The 16,284-nt window shown below is 31.1% G+C and carries 15 protein-coding genes; 7 read left to right on the plus strand and 8 right to left on the minus strand.

Annotated features, from left to right (window positions below):
* Positions 1–77: 77 nt before the first annotated feature.
* The 7 genes from J2Z80_RS05790 to J2Z80_RS05820 all read left to right on the plus strand — a co-directional run bounded on the left by J2Z80_RS05790 (position 78) and on the right by J2Z80_RS05820 (position 7,501).
* Entirely contained in the window at positions 78–338 is a 261-nt protein-coding gene (locus tag J2Z80_RS05790; RefSeq protein WP_013297863.1) for a stage V sporulation protein S, read from the plus strand.
* 50 nt (positions 339–388) lie between these two features.
* Entirely contained in the window at positions 389–1,213 is an 825-nt protein-coding gene (locus tag J2Z80_RS05795) for a PHP domain-containing protein (protein WP_209453552.1), read from the plus strand.
* Between the two features lie 53 nt (positions 1,214–1,266).
* On the plus strand, positions 1,267–2,454 hold the full coding sequence (locus J2Z80_RS05800; protein ID WP_209453553.1) for a pyridoxal phosphate-dependent aminotransferase: 1,188 nt from the start codon (positions 1,267–1,269) through the stop codon (positions 2,452–2,454).
* Between the two features lie 15 nt (positions 2,455–2,469).
* A complete protein-coding gene (gene purB, locus J2Z80_RS05805) occupies positions 2,470–3,894 on the plus strand; it encodes an adenylosuccinate lyase (protein WP_209453554.1) in 1,425 nt (474 codons plus the stop codon).
* 38 nt (positions 3,895–3,932) lie between these two features.
* Positions 3,933–5,234, plus strand: a complete 1,302-nt coding sequence (gene asnS / locus J2Z80_RS05810; RefSeq protein ID WP_209453555.1) for an asparagine--tRNA ligase — start codon at positions 3,933–3,935, stop codon at positions 5,232–5,234.
* A gap of 79 nt (positions 5,235–5,313) precedes the next feature.
* The gene (gene spoVK / locus J2Z80_RS05815; protein ID WP_209453556.1) at positions 5,314–6,204 is read left to right on the plus strand and encodes a stage V sporulation protein K; all 891 of its coding nucleotides are present in this window, start codon (positions 5,314–5,316) and stop codon (positions 6,202–6,204) included.
* 7 nt (positions 6,205–6,211) lie between these two features.
* Positions 6,212–7,501: a methionine gamma-lyase family protein gene (locus J2Z80_RS05820; RefSeq protein WP_209453625.1), complete on the plus strand. Its 1,290-nt coding sequence runs from the start codon at positions 6,212–6,214 to the stop codon at positions 7,499–7,501.
* 27 nt (positions 7,502–7,528) lie between these two features.
* Here J2Z80_RS05820 and lexA read toward each other — a convergent pair whose 3' ends face one another.
* From lexA to mutS, 8 genes are all read right to left on the minus strand, one after another.
* Positions 7,529–8,140, minus strand: coding sequence for a transcriptional repressor LexA (lexA, locus tag J2Z80_RS05825; protein WP_209453557.1), 612 nt, complete (start codon positions 8,138–8,140; stop codon positions 7,529–7,531).
* 71 nt (positions 8,141–8,211) lie between these two features.
* Positions 8,212–9,195: a tyrosine recombinase XerC gene (locus J2Z80_RS05830; RefSeq protein WP_209453558.1), complete on the minus strand. Its 984-nt coding sequence runs from the start codon at positions 9,193–9,195 to the stop codon at positions 8,212–8,214.
* Between the two features lie 89 nt (positions 9,196–9,284).
* Positions 9,285–9,734 (minus strand): ribonuclease HI, encoded by a 450-nt coding sequence (gene rnhA / locus J2Z80_RS05835; RefSeq protein ID WP_209453559.1) that lies wholly within the window; start codon positions 9,732–9,734, stop codon positions 9,285–9,287.
* Position 9,735: 1 nt separating this feature from the next.
* Positions 9,736–10,527 carry a pyrroline-5-carboxylate reductase gene (proC, locus tag J2Z80_RS05840; protein ID WP_209453560.1) on the minus strand — a complete coding sequence of 264 codons (792 nt, stop codon included), beginning with the start codon at positions 10,525–10,527 and terminating at the stop codon, positions 9,736–9,738.
* Between the two features lie 72 nt (positions 10,528–10,599).
* Entirely contained in the window at positions 10,600–10,854 is a 255-nt protein-coding gene (gene hfq, locus J2Z80_RS05845) for an RNA chaperone Hfq (RefSeq protein WP_015311590.1), read from the minus strand.
* A gap of 43 nt (positions 10,855–10,897) precedes the next feature.
* Positions 10,898–11,848, minus strand: a complete 951-nt coding sequence (gene miaA / locus J2Z80_RS05850) for a tRNA (adenosine(37)-N6)-dimethylallyltransferase MiaA (RefSeq protein WP_209453561.1) — start codon at positions 11,846–11,848, stop codon at positions 10,898–10,900.
* 10 nt (positions 11,849–11,858) lie between these two features.
* Entirely contained in the window at positions 11,859–13,691 is a 1,833-nt protein-coding gene (mutL, locus tag J2Z80_RS05855) for a DNA mismatch repair endonuclease MutL (protein WP_209453562.1), read from the minus strand.
* 6 nt (positions 13,692–13,697) lie between these two features.
* Complete coding sequence (gene mutS / locus J2Z80_RS05860; protein ID WP_209453563.1) at positions 13,698–16,271, minus strand: DNA mismatch repair protein MutS; 2,574 nt, start codon at positions 16,269–16,271, stop codon at positions 13,698–13,700.
* Between the last annotated feature and the right edge of the window lie 13 nt (positions 16,272–16,284).

Below are 16,284 nucleotides of genomic sequence, written 5' to 3' on the forward strand. Positions count from 1 at the left end.
ACATCATTAAAGAAGGATTTTTAATTTTTTTGTAGAATATAGATAATGTATTCGATATATTAAAAGGGGGATATACGATGGAGGTTTTAAAGGTCTCAGCAAAGTCCAATCCAAATTCAGTAGCAGGTGCACTAGCTGGAGTACTTAGAGAACGCGGTGGAGCTGAGGTACAAGCAATAGGTGCGGGTGCATTAAATCAAGCAATAAAAGCAGTAGCAATAGCAAGGGGGTTTGTTGCACCTGGTGGTATCGATTTGATTTGTATACCAGCCTTCACAGACATTGAAATCGATGGCGAAGAACGAACTGCCATTAAATTAATTGTAGAACCAAGGTAAACAACCTGCAAAACAGGTTGTTTTTAGTTTAATAATAGGAGTGGAAATAAATGTTTGGCGATTTACATATACATACGACAAAATCTGATGGAACATGTAAACCAAAAGAAGTAGTACAAATGGCTAAAAATGCAAACTTAAGTGCAATTGCAATAACTGACCACGATACATTAGATGGGATTGATGAAGCCAAAGAAGCGTCAGAATTATATGGCATAGAAATAATACCGGGAATTGAGTTGAATTCATATGATGATAGACAAGATATACATATATTGGGCTATTTCATAGACTATAAAAACAATGATTTACTGGAAAAGCTTAAAGATATTAGGAAATCAAGAATTAACCGTGCAAAACTTATAATATCGAAGCTTAATGAAATAGGCATCAATATAACATATGATGATGTATTATCACATACGAAAGAGTCATTTTCATTTATAGGACGACCACATATAGCAAAAGCAATAGTTGAAGCAGGTTATGCTAAAAGCGTAAAGGAAGCTTTTGATAAATATATAGGAGAAGATAAACCTGCATATGTTAAAAGATACAGATTACATCCTTTTGACTCAATCAAAATGATAATAAATGCCGGCGGTATTCCAGTTTTAGCTCATCCCGGACTTTTAATTGACAAAGAAATTATAAAACATCTAATTACAAATGGTTTAAAGGGAATAGAAGTGTATCATTCTAAACATAGTAGAGCTGATACAGAATTCTTCAAGAACTTCGCGTTAGAAAATAACTTATTAATAACGGGTGGTTCTGATTTTCATGGAGTAGATGTGGATGGAGAATATTTACTTGGAACTGTAAAACTAGATTATAAGTATATAGAAAAACTTAAAGAATGTAATTTGGTGTAGAAATAAAATCAAAAATAAGATAAAATAATAAATATATTGTTGGAGGTGGAGTCATGAAATTATCAGAGAAAGCACGTAGTATTAGCCCTTCTTTAACGCTCGATATAACTGCTAAAGCAAATAAAATGAGAACACTTGGCATAGACGTCATCGGCTTTGGGGCTGGAGAACCGGATTTTGATACGCCTGATTACATAAAAAAGGCTGCTATTGAAGCAATTGAAAAAGGTTATACAAAGTATACGCCTACTTCAGGAATTATTGAATTAAAAGAAGCTATTGTAAGTAAATTAAAAAACGATAATAACTTATCATATGAAACATCGGAAATAGTAGTTTCAAATGGTGCAAAACAATCAATATACAATACTTTATGTGCTATTTTAAATCCAGGAGATGAGGTTTTAATCCCATCACCATATTGGCTTAGTTATCCGGAAATGGTTAAACTAGCTAATGGTGTTCCAATCTTTGTTGAGACTGACGAACGCAATAATTTTAAAGTTACCGTAGAACAACTAGAAAAAGCAATTTCTGATAAAACAAAAGCAATTATAATAAATAGCCCCAATAATCCTACAGGAGCAGTTTACAATGAAACAGAATTAAAAAATATTGCTGATTTGGCTGTAAAGCATAATATTTTTATAATTTCCGATGAAATATATGAGAAATTAATTTACGATGGTAAACATATAAGCATAGCATCATTTAATGATGAAATAAAAAATTTGACTGTAGTAATAAATGGCATGTCAAAAGCTTATTCCATGACAGGCTGGAGAATAGGATATTCAGCATCAAACAAGGAAATAGCAAATCTTATTAATAATATTCAAAGTCATACAACATCGAATCCAAACACGATAGCACAATATGCTAGCGTTAGAGCATTAAGTACAGGAAACGACATTATTGAAAATATGGTTAATGAATTTAAACAAAGACGCGATTACATTGTAGAAAGAATAAATAAGATAGACGGATTAACTTGCCTTAAACCTCAAGGAGCATTTTACGTGATAGTAAATATAAGTAAATATATTGGAATGAATATATCTGGAAAGAAAATAAATGGCTCTATTGATTTTGCAAATTTTGTTTTAGAAAAAGCTAAAGTTGCTGTAATCCCCTGTCTTCCATTTGGAAATGATAATTACATAAGATTGTCATATGCTACTTCAATTCAGAATATTGAAGAAGGCCTTAATAGAATTGAAAATCTTTTGAAAAATATTTAGAAAGTGGAGGTAACTATGTCAAATATCTACGAAAATCCATTAATCACACGATACGCAAGTAAAGAAATGGCTCAAATTTTTTCCGATGATGAAAAATTCAAAACATGGAGAAAATTATGGATCGCATTAGCAAAAAGCGAAAAAGAGTTAGGACTAAATATTACTGATGAACAAATTGAAGAAATGGAAATGCATGTAGAAGATATAAATTATGAGGATGCAAAAAGGTTTGAAAAGGAACTTAGGCACGATGTTATGGCACATATAAGAGCATTTGGCCTTCAGTGTCCTAAAGCAAAACCAATTATACACTTAGGAGCAACATCAGCATTTGTCGATGATAATACAGATATAATACTTATGTACAGAGGACTTCAATTGATTAAAAAGAAATTGCTTAAGCTGATTGAAGTGCTTTCCTATTTTGCTATAAAATACAAAGATGTACCTACTTTGGGTTTCACTCATTTTCAGCCGGCACAATTAACTACCGTCGGGAAAAGGGCAACCCTTTGGATACAAGATCTCATTTTTGATTATGAAGACTTAGAGTACAGGCTTAAAAATATAAAACTTAGAGGTGTCAAAGGCACAACAGGCACACAAGCAAGCTTTATGGAACTTTTTAATGGTGATGAAGAAAAAGTAAAAAGACTAGATAGACTTGTGGCAGAAAAAATGGGCTTTAGCAACGTTTTTGATGTAACAGGTCAGACGTATACAAGAAAGTACGATTTTATGCTTCTTTCTGTATTAAGCGAAATAGCTCAAAGTGCCCATAAATTTAGCAATGATATGAGATTATTACAACATTTAAAAGAAATTGAAGAACCTTTTGAAGAAAAACAAGTAGGTTCATCTGCGATGGCATATAAGCGTAATCCTATGAGATGTGAAAGAATGGCATCACTGTGCAGATACGTTATTACAACCTTATTAAATTCATCTATAACATCATCTTCACAGTGGTTCGAAAGAACTCTAGATGATTCAGCTAATAGAAGAATTGTAATTCCAGAAATGTTTCTTACAACGGATGCAATATTAAATCTATACTTAAACGTAGCGTCTGGACTTAAAGTAAATATGAAAATAATAAATAAGCATGTAATGAATGAGTTACCGTTTATGGCTACTGAAGCTATACTAATGGAATGTGTGTTAAAAGGCGGTGATAGGCAAGAATTACATGAAGTAATACGTACAAATTCAATTAAAGCTCAAGAGGTAATAAAAGAAGGTGGAGAAAATCTTCTTTTAACTTATTTAAAAGAAGATAAACGGATAAATTTATCTGATGATGAAATTGATAATATTTTAGATCCTAAAAAATTTACTGGCAGAGCTGAAAATCAAACGATAGAATATATAGAAAATGTTGTAAAGCCGTTATTGAATGCAAATAACATTGAAGATGTAAAAGCTGATATAGAAGTGTAAATATAATTATGCTATAATTTACGTGATAGGAGGCGTAAATGAAGATGAATATAATACGTATAAACGAAATGAAAGATTTTGTGGGGGAAGAAGTAACAATAAAAGGCTGGTTGTACAACAAAAGATCCAGTGGAAAAATAAAATTTCTAATAATTAGAGATGGTTCTGGATTTGTCCAAGGTGTAGTAGTAAAAAATGAAGTAGCAGAAGATATTTTTGATCTGTGTGACAAATTAACGCAAGAATCTTCCATAGCAGTTACAGGTGTAGTTAGAAAAGATGATAGATCACCATACGGATATGAGCTTACAATTTCAAACATTAAATTGATTCAAATGGCTTTCAATGATTATCCAATTTCCTTAAAAGAGCATGGTGTTGATTTTTTATTGGATAATAGACATCTCTGGATAAGAACACCAAAACAGCATGCAATTTTATCTATTCGACATGAGATAATCAAAGCTATTCAAGAATTTTTGAATAACAATGGATTTGTAAGGGTTGATTCACCAATTATAACGCCATCTACATGCGAAGGAACATCAGACTTATTTCAAATTGATTATTTTGGTGAGAATGCATACCTTTCCCAAACTGGTCAGCTATATCAAGAAGCAGCTGCAATGGCTTTAGGAAAAGTTTATAGCTTTGGGCCGACATTTAGAGCTGAAAAATCGAAAACTAGAAGGCATTTAAATGAGTTTTGGATGGTAGAACCGGAAATGTCATTTGTAGACCATTATGAAAATATGGAAATACAAGAGAAGCTTGTAGAATATATAGTGCAATCTGTTTTGGAAAATCGGTCAAAAGAACTAAAAGAGTTAGGAAGAGATTTAAGCAAGCTAGAAAAAATTAAAACACCTTTTCCACGATTAACGTACGATGAAGCAATTGAAATGTTGAAGAAAAACGGTTATGAAATCGAGTGGGGAAATGATTTAGGTTCTCCAGATGAGACATTTTTGTCAAATCAATTTGATAAACCAGTATTTATAACCGAATATCCTTCAAAGTGCAAAGCTTTTTACATGCAGCCAAAAGAAGATAGGCCGGAAGTCGTAATGTGTGCTGATTTACTTGCACCAGAAGGATATGGAGAAATTATTGGTGGTAGTCAGCGCATACATGATTATGACTTGCTAATAAAAAGATTAAAAGAAGAAAATCTGCCGATTGAAATGTATGATTGGTATATAGATTTAAGAAAATATGGTTCAGTTCCTCATTCTGGCTTTGGCTTAGGTATTGAAAGAACTGTTGCTTGGATAACAAATACTGAACATGTAAGAGAATGCATACCATTTCCAAGGACACTGTCTAGAATTCGTCCATAATAAATAAAAAGAACATTTCACATCCCAATATCATAAAATAATATTAACATATTATCTAATATATTGGGATGTGATTGTAATGAGTATATGGCCTGTAAATTTTGATAATTATAAAATTGAAAGAAGAGCAAAATCTGAAGAAAATAAAAACATTGATAAAGATAAAAATCTTGAGATAGAGGCATTAAAAGAGTTAAACTCTTTAATTGGTTTAAATAAAGTCAAGCAAATAATAAATGAGTTATATGCATTGGAACAGGTGCAAATTAAAAGAAAAAACGCAGGTTTGGCAACCAATCCAATCGTATTACATATGGTTTTCAAGGGGAATCCTGGTACTGGAAAGACAACTGTTGCTAGAATACTTGGTAAGCTTTTAAAAGGAATTGGTGTCCTTAGCAAAGGACACGTAATAGAGGTGGAAAGGGCTGATCTTGTTGGCGAATATATAGGACATACTGCCCATAGAGTACAAGAAAATGTAAAAAAATCATTAGGTGGTATATTATTTGTGGATGAAGCCTATTCACTGGCTAGAGGTGGAGAGAAAGACTTTGGAAAAGAAGCAATTGATACATTGGTAAAAGCAATGGAAGATTATAAAGACGAATTTATTTTGATACTAGCGGGTTACAGAGATGAAATGGAATATTTTTTAAATACAAATCCAGGATTGAGATCTCGGTTTCCTATACAAATAGATTTTCCAGATTATACAATCGATGAGTTGTTGCAAATTGCTGAATTAATGGTTAAAAATAGGCAGTATATACTAACTGACAGTGCAAAAAGAAAAATCATGAAAGTTTTAATTAATGAAAATACGACAAGGGAAATCGGGAATGCCAGATTAGTTAGAAACATAATTGAAAGAGCTATAAGAAAACATGCTGTTAGAATTATGAACAAAAAAACTATAACAAAAGATGATTTAATGATAATTGATTCCATAGATATTAGAGAGGATTGAAATAATGATGTCGAGTGAGAACATACTTATAGAAAAGTTCAACATCCCAAAAGATGTTATTTTTTTGCTGAAAAAAGCTGAAGAAGATGTTAGGGAGGAGTTTAAAAAAGTAGAAAGAGTAGTAGAAAAAAACCAATATAAGATTTTATATGCTATGCAAAAGAATCATTTAAGTGATATTCATTTTAATGGAACATCTGGATATGGATATGGAGATATCGGAAGAGATACAATAGAAAAGATATATTCTGATATATTTAGCGCTGAAGACGCCTTAGTAAGGCCTCAAATTGTTTCTGGAACTCATGCAATATCATTATGCCTTTATGCTGTATTAAGACCTAACGATGAGCTTATATCGGCTTGTGGAACACCTTATGATACACTTGCAGATGTGATAGGGAAGGAAAGAAATAATAATACTGGTTCACTTATTGATTTCGGTGTAAAATATAAAGAAATTCCACTTTTAGAAGGTGGAAAAATTGATATTGATAAGCTTTTAGGTGCCATATCTGATAAAACGAAAATGGTTATGATTCAAAGGTCAAAAGGATATGATTTTAGAAATTCATTGACCATCAATGACATCAAAAATACTATAGAAAAGATTAAAAATAAAAAGAAAGATCTGATTGTATTTGTGGACAATTGTTATGGTGAATTTACCGAAGAGCTTGAACCAACCGATGTCGGAGCTGATTTAGTTGCAGGATCTCTTATAAAAAATCCTGGTGGTGGATTATCGCCTACAGGAGGATATGTAGTAGGGAAAAAGGAACTTGTCAAAAATGCTGCTTATAGATTATACGCACCCGGAATAGGGAAGAAAGTAGGTCCTTCATTAGATATAAATCGATTAATTTTGGAAGGGCTGTTTTTATCACCACTTGTCGTAGGTAATGCATTAAAAGGTGCAATAATTTTATCGAGAATTATGGAAATGCTGGGTTATGACGTTTTACCAAAATTTAATGAATCAAGAACTGATATCGTTCAAGCAGTTAGGTTTAAAACAAAAGAAGAGCTAATTACTTTTATTCAAAGCATTCAAAAGGGTTCACCTGTTGATTCTCATGTTGTACCAGAGCCATGGGACATGCCAGGCTACAATGATCAAGTTATTATGGCTGCAGGTGGTTTTATACAAGGAGCCTCTATAGAATTAAGTGCTGATGCACCTATCAGAAAGCCGTATACAGCTTATATACAAGGTGGATTGTCATATTATCAAGTAAAACTTAGCCTTATGATCGCTATAAAAAATATGATTGAAAAAGGATTTATTAAGATATAATTAAGAAAACTCAAATGAAAAATACATTCATTTGAGTTTTCTTATAACGCCTACAACTTTTCCTAAAACCACAACATTGTCTACTATAATTGGATCCATTGAAGGATTTTCTGGCTGCAGACGAATATGATCGCTTTCTTTAAAAAACCTCTTTACAGTTGCTTCATCTTCAATTAAAGCTACTATTATATCACCGTTATCTGCATACGATTGTTTTCTTACAATTATATAATCTCCATCAAGGATACCAGCGTTTATCATACTATCACCGCGAACTTTTAATATAAAGCTTTCTCCTTCATAACCAACAACGAGATCTCGTGGAATGGAATAATATTCATCTGCTAGTATTGGAGTTCCTGCAGTAACTTTGCCTATCACAGGGAGCTTTATCACATCACTTAAATCTTTTATATCTTTATTCAAAACTTCAATTGCCCTTGGTTTTGTTGGATCCCTTCTTATATAACCTTTTTTCTCAAGTCGTGATAGATGACCATGAACAGTCGATGTAGACTTTAAACCAACAGCTTTGCCAATCTCTCTGACAGATGGGGGATACCCCTTTCGATTAATTTCACTTTTGATAAATTCAATTATTTCTTGTTGCTTTAGGCTGATTTTAGATTTGTCTTTCACAATTTAACCCCTCCAAACTTACCCTTATTATATCATAATTACATCATTAAATCAAACACTAGTTCTTATTACTAGTTCTTATTATTAGAATTCAATTCCGAGAGGGGGTTTCTACTTACTGCATCTCGAAGTTGACTATCATCAACATGTGTATAGATTTGGGTTGTCGACACATTTGAATGTCCTAACAGCCTTTGTAATGTTCTAATATCAACTTTTCCATATCTATACATAAGCGTAGCTGCTGTATGTCTTAATTTATGAGTAGAATATTTTTTACCATCAAGATTGGCGTCTTTTAAATGCTTTTTTACTATATATTGTATTGTTTTTATGCTAATCCTTTGCAATCTTTTACTTAAAAATAGTGCTTTTTTATCTTTAACACCATCGTGCGGTCTCACTTTTAAGTATTCATTTATTGCTGATATACAAGCATCATTTAAATAAACTGTCCGTTGCTTGTTTCCTTTACCAATGACGGTTAATTTATCATCCTTAATATCACTTATATTTATATTAGCTAATTCTGATAGCCTAAGTCCGCAATTTAAAAATAGGGTAATGATAGCATAATCACGTTCTTTAAAAGGACCGTCTATAGAATCAAGTAATTTCATACTTTCATCTAGAGTTAAGTACACAGGTTGTCTAATTCCGAGTTTAGGTGATTCTAAATCTAAAGCAGGATTTTTAGTTATAACTTTTCTTTTTGCATAAAGATAATTATAAAAAGATCTAAGACTGGCAACTTTGCGAGCACGAGCAGGAGGAGTATTAGAGCGTTCATGCGTAACAAATGACAAATAAGCATATAAATCATTTAAGTCTATAGATTCAATAAGAGAGAGATCAACATCGCTAATGTCTATCTGATCAAAATCCGAATCAGAACTTAAATTTTTTCTAACTTTTATAAACCGAAAGAACAATACTAAATCATATTCATAGGCTTTAACTGTATTAGGTGATCTAGCTTTTATAGTAGAGAAATAATTAAGAAATTCTTCAAGAATGGGTGGCAGTTCAATATTACTATTTGTAGAAATACGCATCTGGTGAATTCACCTCCAATATAATTTCCATCCTCCAATTATACGAAATAGTTATTTCGTATAATTGGATAAAACTCTTTTGATTTGAATTAATTTGAGTGTTGTTTAATTTCATCAGTGGCAAGTTTATCACATCTATTATTATATTCATTATCAGAGTGGCCTTTAACTTTTATCCATTTAATATCATGACATGATGATAAATCCAAAAGTTTAAGCCACAAATCTTTATTTTCAACAGGTGTCTTATCAGACTTAAGCCAGCCTCTTTTTTGCCAGTTTTCAATCCATTTTTGATTAAAAGCATTTATCAAATAACTGCTATCACTATATAGATTAATTTTACACGAGCGTTTAAGTAAACTTAGCGCTTTTATTGCAGCAGTTAATTCCATTCTATTATTAGTTGTATTTTCTTCATATCCTGATATTTCTTTTTTTATGCCATTATAAATAAGCACAGCGCCCCAACCACCAGGGCCAGGATTACCGCTGCAGGCTCCATCAGTATATATGTCTATTTCCGGAATATTATCCATCTTAATTTCCCTTTACTTTTTCATAAGATGAAATTACAGCTTCAAACAAAGCACTTCTTAATCCTAGTCTTTCCAGTGTTCTCACACCTTGAATTGTAGTTCCACCAGGCGATGTTACCATATCCTTTAAATAACCTGGATGCATACCTGTCTTTAAGACCATACTGCCAGAACCTGACACAGCTTTTGATGCTAATTTATACGACACATCACGTGGTAGCCCTAGTGAGACGCCTGCATCTGCCAATGATTCAATGAACATATATACAAAAGCTGGACTACAGCTTGAAATAGCCATTGCTGCATCTATCAAATTTTCTTTTATTTCAACAACTTCACCACATGATCCAAATATTTTTTCTACTATTTCTTTATCATTTGATGATATATTTTCAGAGTAAGATATAGCTGTAACACCTTCACCAATTAAAGCTGGAGTATTTGGAATCGTACGTACTACTTTACCTTTTTTTAAAATATTTTTTACACTTTCAATAGTTATACCAGGAGCAATTATTATTATAATTTTATTTTCATCAATGTCATCTTTGATCTCTAATAAAATGTCATTATATACATTTGGCTTTATAGCTAAAATTATAACATCGCATTCTTTGGCTATTTCTTTGTTACTGTTTCCTATATTAATACCTAATTCTTCTTTTAATTTCAGAAGTTTGTCTTTGAAAATATCATACGCACATATTGAATCTAAAGATACATACTTTGAATTGATTAAACCTTTTATTAATGCTGTACCCATATTACCCGTTCCTATGAATCCAATTTTCATAAATGTACACCTCCAATATTTTAAAAAACAGTATTAGCTAACTCTAATACTGTTTTCTCGTATTTCACCACATTATTGTTGCTTTTCATCTTTTTCTGTCGTTGTAAAAATCACAGGTTTCAAAGGCGTTATCGTAGAAACAGCATGTTTATATATAAGTTGCTGCTGCTTATTGTCTGTTTCCAAAACAACGGTAAAATTGTCAAATCCTTTAACCATACCTTTTAGCTGAAAGCCATTAATCAAGTATACAGTTACAGCAATATGTTCCTTTCTTACCTGATTTAAAAATATGTCTTGTAAATTGATAGCTGCCTTTTGATTCATATAGCCATCCCCCTTCTATTGTTGTGTAATAATAATTAATATTCTACTTAAAATTTAATTTTCCTGCTAAAAAATAAATAATATTTTTTTTAAGTTGTTCAAAGTTGATATAGTCGTCGACATAAAACCAATTTATGATTTTATAACTTTTAAACCAAGTTATTTGTCTTTTTGCATACCTCCTTGTTCTTTTTTTTAAATTATTAATCGCTTCTTCAAATGTGACATTTCCATCTAAGTACTCTGCAATTTCCTTGTATCCCAAAGCCTGCATCGAAGTACCATACTTATTATACCCTATTTTTAGTAAATTTACCACTTCATTTACTAAATTATTTTTCAACATAATATCTACTCTGTCATCAATTCTTTTATATAATTTATTTCTATCTCTAAAATTTAAGCCAATCATTACTACGTCATATTCCGGATTCATTCTCTTACTGCTTAATTTCTGATAAAGCGAAATAGGTTTGCCTGTAAATTGATATACCTCTAATGCTCTTATAATTCTTCGCAGATCATTAGGGTGAAGTTTATCAAACGTTTTAGGATCTACAACTTTCAATCTATTAAATAAATAATCATTTCCAAGTACCTCAGCAATATTTTTTAAAGCAGATCTAAAATCATCATTTCCGATGTAATCAGAGAAATTCATTATATATATTAAAGAATCTATATAAAGTCCTGTTCCCCCTACAACAATAGGTAATTTTCCTCTTTTGTAAATATCATCTATTATCGGCTTTGCCATTTTTTCAAATTCTGCAACGCTAAATTTTACATTCGGTTCAACTATATCGATCATATAATGCGGTATGCCTTGCTTTTCTTCATCTGTGATTTTGGCAGTTCCAATATCCATGTACTTGTAAATCTGCATTGAATCAGCAGATATTATTTCACCATCATAAAATTTTGCAAGTTCTACAGATAATTTAGTTTTTCCTGAAGCTGTTGGTCCTACAATAATTAGCAATGGTATTGCCATTGAAACACCTCTACATAATTCTTTTAAACATCTTTTCTATTTCATATTTTTTAATTGAAATAATCACAGGTCGCCCATGCGGACATGTATACGGATTTTCTGTTATTTTCAGTTCATCAAATAAAGATTTAATTTCTTCTTTTGACAACTTATCCATAGCTTTAACTGCTTTTTTACAAGCCATCATAATAATATTTTCTTCTTTTAATTTGATATCTTTATTAAAATCTTCGTTTCGTAATTTATCAATTATATCTAAAAACAACTGTCTTGATTCTGGCTGCCCTAATATTACAGGTACTTCTCTCAATATAATTGAATTATTCCCAAAGCTTTCAAATTTATAACCTAATTTGTGCAGCAAATCCATGTTCTCATTAATAATTTCCTCATCACCAGGTTCAATATTTACCAATATTGGTATTGTAGTCTGTTTCCCCTGAACATTGTTATATTTACTCATAAATCTTTCGTATAATATCCTTTCGTGGGCAGCGTGTTGATCAATTATATATGCCATATCATCTTTTTCTACAATTATAAAAGTAGAAAATAGTACACCAATTATTTTGTAATCATCATTTTCTCCATTAGGCAAGCTATTAAAATTACTTATATATTTATCTTGAACTGTTTCATTAATTTTATCATTATCAAAATATATGTTCTGATTGCTTCCATTAAAGCTAGATATAATTTCATCTTTTAAAAAAGGAATATCACCACTGTGATTTGTGATTTCTTTTGTTGTCATTTCTAATTGATTAATTTTTGTCTGCTGATGTTTATAATTTTTGTCTTTATCACCATCCGATAAAGTAAACTTTTTTTCATGATTTATATTAGGAATAAGATTAGACTTATTCAAAGCTTCTTTAATGCTGTTGTAAATAGAATCAAATATCTCCTTTTCATCAGAAAACTTTACTTCTAATTTTGTTGGATGTACATTCACATCTATTTTTCTAGGATCAATGTTTATATATGTAATTACAACAGGATATCTATTTATAGGTATCAATGTTTTATATGCTTCTTCAATTGCAACATTATACACTTTGTTTTTTACAAATCTGCCGTTAACAAATAATATTTGCATATTGCGATTTCCCTTTGTATATGACGGTTTACATAAAAACACTTTAACATTTAAATATTCATTGGTATACTCTGATTGAACTAAAGAAGAATATAATTCATCTCCATAAAGCCTTAAAATAACATCTTCAACAGAGTTATTTCCTGATGTCTGAAGTTCAATCTTTTTATCTTTTATATACTTAAATGATATATCGGGTCTTGAAAGAGCTATTTTTGCTACCATATCAGTGATATACATTGCCTCTGTCGATGGACGCTTTAAAAATTTTCTCCTAGCAGGTGTATTATAAAATATGTCTCTTACTTCTATGCTACATCCTTTTGGACAGCCACATTTAACTTTTTTTATTATTTTTCCTCCTTCAACATTTATTAATGTTCCGTACAAGGAGTTCTCTTCTTTAGTTTTTAACAAAACTTTTGAGATAGAAGCAATACTGGCTAATGCTTCACCACGGAAACCTAGAGTTTCTATGTTAAAAAGATCATTAATAGATTTAATTTTACTTGTAGCATGACGCCCAAATGCTAAAACGGCATCAATTTCATCCATGCCACAACCGTCATCTGATACTTTGATATAAGGTATTCCACCCTCCATTATTTCGACTGTAATATTACTACTTCCTGCATCAATTGAATTTTCTATAAGTTCTTTGACAATTGATGCAGGTCTTTCTACAACTTCGCCTGCAGATATTTTATTTATCAATTCATCATCCAAGAGATTTATTTTATTCATAGTTAATCACATCCTCAATGATAAGGCTTTTTTCTTTAATCCATGCAAATAATTCAATGCCTGTATAGGGGTGATATTTTCTACATCCAAGTCAGCTATTTCACTAATTAAAGCATCTTTTTCAAAACTAAATATATCCATTTGAGTTGCAGCCGCTTCAACTGCAACTTCCCTATTGCTATTTTCAAGGCTATTTAATATTTTTTTTGCATTATCAATAACATCGTTTGGCAATCCAGCCAGTTTAGCCACTTGTATACCATAGCTTTTATCTGCCGAACCGGGTATTATTTTTCTTAAAAAAATAATCTCATCGTTCGTCTCATCAACTGATATACTATAATTTTTAATGCCATTTAGTTGGTCCTCTAATTTAGTCAATTCATGATAATGAGTAGCAAACATTGTCTTTGCCCTTATTTTATCGTGTATATATTCGAGAATAGCGCAGGCAATACTCATTCCATCATATGTACTAGTACCACGGCCAACTTCATCAAGTATAATTAAACTTTTTTGCGTCGCAGAATTTAGTATAACAGATACTTCGTTCATCTCAACCATAAAAGTGCTTTGTCCAGAAAATAGATCATCTGATGCACCTACTCGCGTAAAAATTCTATCTACTATGCCTATTTCAGCATGTGAAGCAGGAACAAAACTACCAACTTGAGCCATTAATACTATCAAAGCAACTTGACGCATATATGTTGACTTTCCTGCCATATTAGGTCCTGTTATAATCATAATAGGCTTTTTTTCATCAATTTCTATATCATTCGATATAAACGAATCATCAACTATAGTTTCTATTACAGGATGTCTACCATCTTTTATTAAGATTCTATCACCATCATTGACAATTGGCTTGACATAATTATTTAATTCAGCCACCATAGCCAACGATGTAAGTACATCTAAAACAGCTATATACTTTGAAGTCATCTGTATTCTGTTAATCTCATTTTTTATTTGTTCTCTTATGCCATTGAAGATTTCATATTCGAGTTCTACAAGCTTCGTTTCGGCGCCTAAAATTTTCTCTTCTATCTCTTTAAGTTCAGGTGTTATATATCTTTCCGCATTCGCTAATGTCTGCTTTCTTATATAATCTTGTGGAACCGACGATATATAAGATTTTGATACCTCAATATAATACCCAAATACTTTATTATACCCAACTTTTAAAGTCTTGATTCCCGTTCTTTCTTTTTCATTCAATTCAAGGTTTGTAATCCATGACTTTCCATTTGTCGCAGCTTTTCTTAATTCATCTACATTTTTATCGAATCCATCTTTTATGATGTTACCTTCTTTTACGGAAGTTGATGGATCATCTTTAATTGATTTATCTATCAAATCATATATATCTTGAAGAGTATCTAATTTTAAAAATATTTCTTTAAGATAAATTGAATTATATTTACTAATTAAATCCTTTATCTTTGGAAGCCTTTCAATAGAAACCTTTATAGACAATAAGTCTTTTGCATTAATATTTTGATAAACAAGTTTACTGGAAAGTCTTTCTAAATCATAAATTCCTTTTAAAGCATTCCTTAAATCTGACCTGCCTTTAAAATCATTAAAAAGTTCTTCAACAGAATCTAACCGCAAATTTATTTTTTCAATATCTATTAAAGGCTCTTCTATCCATCTTTTAAGAAGTCTTCCACCCATTGGCGTGACAGTTTGATCTAATACACTTAATAATGTTCCTTCTCTTGAATTATTTCTATTGGAAGATTGTACAATTTCTAAATTTTTAATTGTATTATTATCCAGCAACATGAATGAATTGTCTTCATAATAAGTTAAATTATTTAGCTGACTAAGTTGTACTTTTTGTAATTCTTTTAAATATATTAAAACTGTTGTCAATGACTTAATCGCATAATTTTTTCCTTCTAATCCTAGCTCATTAAGCGATTTATTGAATTGATTAGATATTATGCTTTCAAAATCCTGATAGCTGTTTTCATATTTATTGATATAAATTTTACTGCTGCTAATTACTTTTACAAGCTTTTTTAAGCTAAAAAATTCGTTATTTGCAATTATTTCAGAAGGGTTATATCTCATTATTTCGTCATAAATTTTCCTTATGTCATCGCATTTTATTATCTGCGTTACAAATAAATCACCAGTCATAACATCGACGAAGGACAATCCATAATTATTTTCATTTTTAAAAATTGATAAAAGATAATTATTGCTCTTTTCTTCTATAGAATTTGTATTTATAACCGTACCAGGAGTGAAAACTCTAATTACATCTCTATCAACTAATCCCTTAGCAGATGCAGGATCTTCTAGTTGTTCGCAAATTGCCACTTTATAACCTTTTTTCACGAGCTTGTCTATATAAAAATCAGCAGCATGAAATGGTACTCCTGCCATTGGTGCTCTTTCATCCTGGCCACAATCTTTACCTGTCAAGACTATTTCCAATTCCTTAGCTGCAATAATAGCATCATCAAAAAACATTTCATAGAAATCACCAATTCGGAAAAATAAAATCGAATCTTTGTATTTTTCTTTTATTTTAAAATATTGTTCCATCATAGGAGTGTATGGCATTAAAAACTACCTC

Origin of the sequence: Thermoanaerobacterium butyriciformans (assembly GCF_017874545.1) — a bacterium.
GTDB classification, from domain to species: domain Bacteria; phylum Bacillota; class Thermoanaerobacteria; order Thermoanaerobacterales; family Thermoanaerobacteraceae; genus Thermoanaerobacterium; species Thermoanaerobacterium butyriciformans.

Excerpts from the sequence above, each read along its gene's own strand:
- J2Z80_RS05790 (WP_013297863.1), top strand. The coding sequence starts at position 78 with ATGGAGGTTTTAAAGGTCTCAGCAAAGTCCAATCCAAATTCAGTAGCA.
- J2Z80_RS05795 (WP_209453552.1), top strand. The coding sequence starts at position 389 with ATGTTTGGCGATTTACATATACATACGACAAAATCTGATGGAACATGT.
- J2Z80_RS05800 (WP_209453553.1), top strand. The coding sequence starts at position 1,267 with ATGAAATTATCAGAGAAAGCACGTAGTATTAGCCCTTCTTTAACGCTC.
- purB (WP_209453554.1), top strand. The coding sequence starts at position 2,470 with ATGTCAAATATCTACGAAAATCCATTAATCACACGATACGCAAGTAAA.
- asnS (WP_209453555.1), top strand. The coding sequence starts at position 3,933 with ATGAAGATGAATATAATACGTATAAACGAAATGAAAGATTTTGTGGGG.
- spoVK (WP_209453556.1), top strand. The coding sequence starts at position 5,314 with ATGAGTATATGGCCTGTAAATTTTGATAATTATAAAATTGAAAGAAGA.
- J2Z80_RS05820 (WP_209453625.1), top strand. The coding sequence starts at position 6,212 with ATGTCGAGTGAGAACATACTTATAGAAAAGTTCAACATCCCAAAAGAT.
- J2Z80_RS05830 (WP_209453558.1), bottom strand. The coding sequence starts at position 9,195 with ATGCGTATTTCTACAAATAGTAATATTGAACTGCCACCCATTCTTGAA.
- rnhA (WP_209453559.1), bottom strand. The coding sequence starts at position 9,734 with ATGGATAATATTCCGGAAATAGACATATATACTGATGGAGCCTGCAGC.
- proC (WP_209453560.1), bottom strand. The coding sequence starts at position 10,527 with ATGAAAATTGGATTCATAGGAACGGGTAATATGGGTACAGCATTAATA.
- hfq (WP_015311590.1), bottom strand. The coding sequence starts at position 10,854 with ATGAATCAAAAGGCAGCTATCAATTTACAAGACATATTTTTAAATCAG.
- miaA (WP_209453561.1), bottom strand. The coding sequence starts at position 11,848 with ATGGCAATACCATTGCTAATTATTGTAGGACCAACAGCTTCAGGAAAA.
- mutL (WP_209453562.1), bottom strand. The coding sequence starts at position 13,691 with ATGAATAAAATAAATCTCTTGGATGATGAATTGATAAATAAAATATCT.
- mutS (WP_209453563.1), bottom strand. The coding sequence starts at position 16,271 with ATGCCATACACTCCTATGATGGAACAATATTTTAAAATAAAAGAAAAA.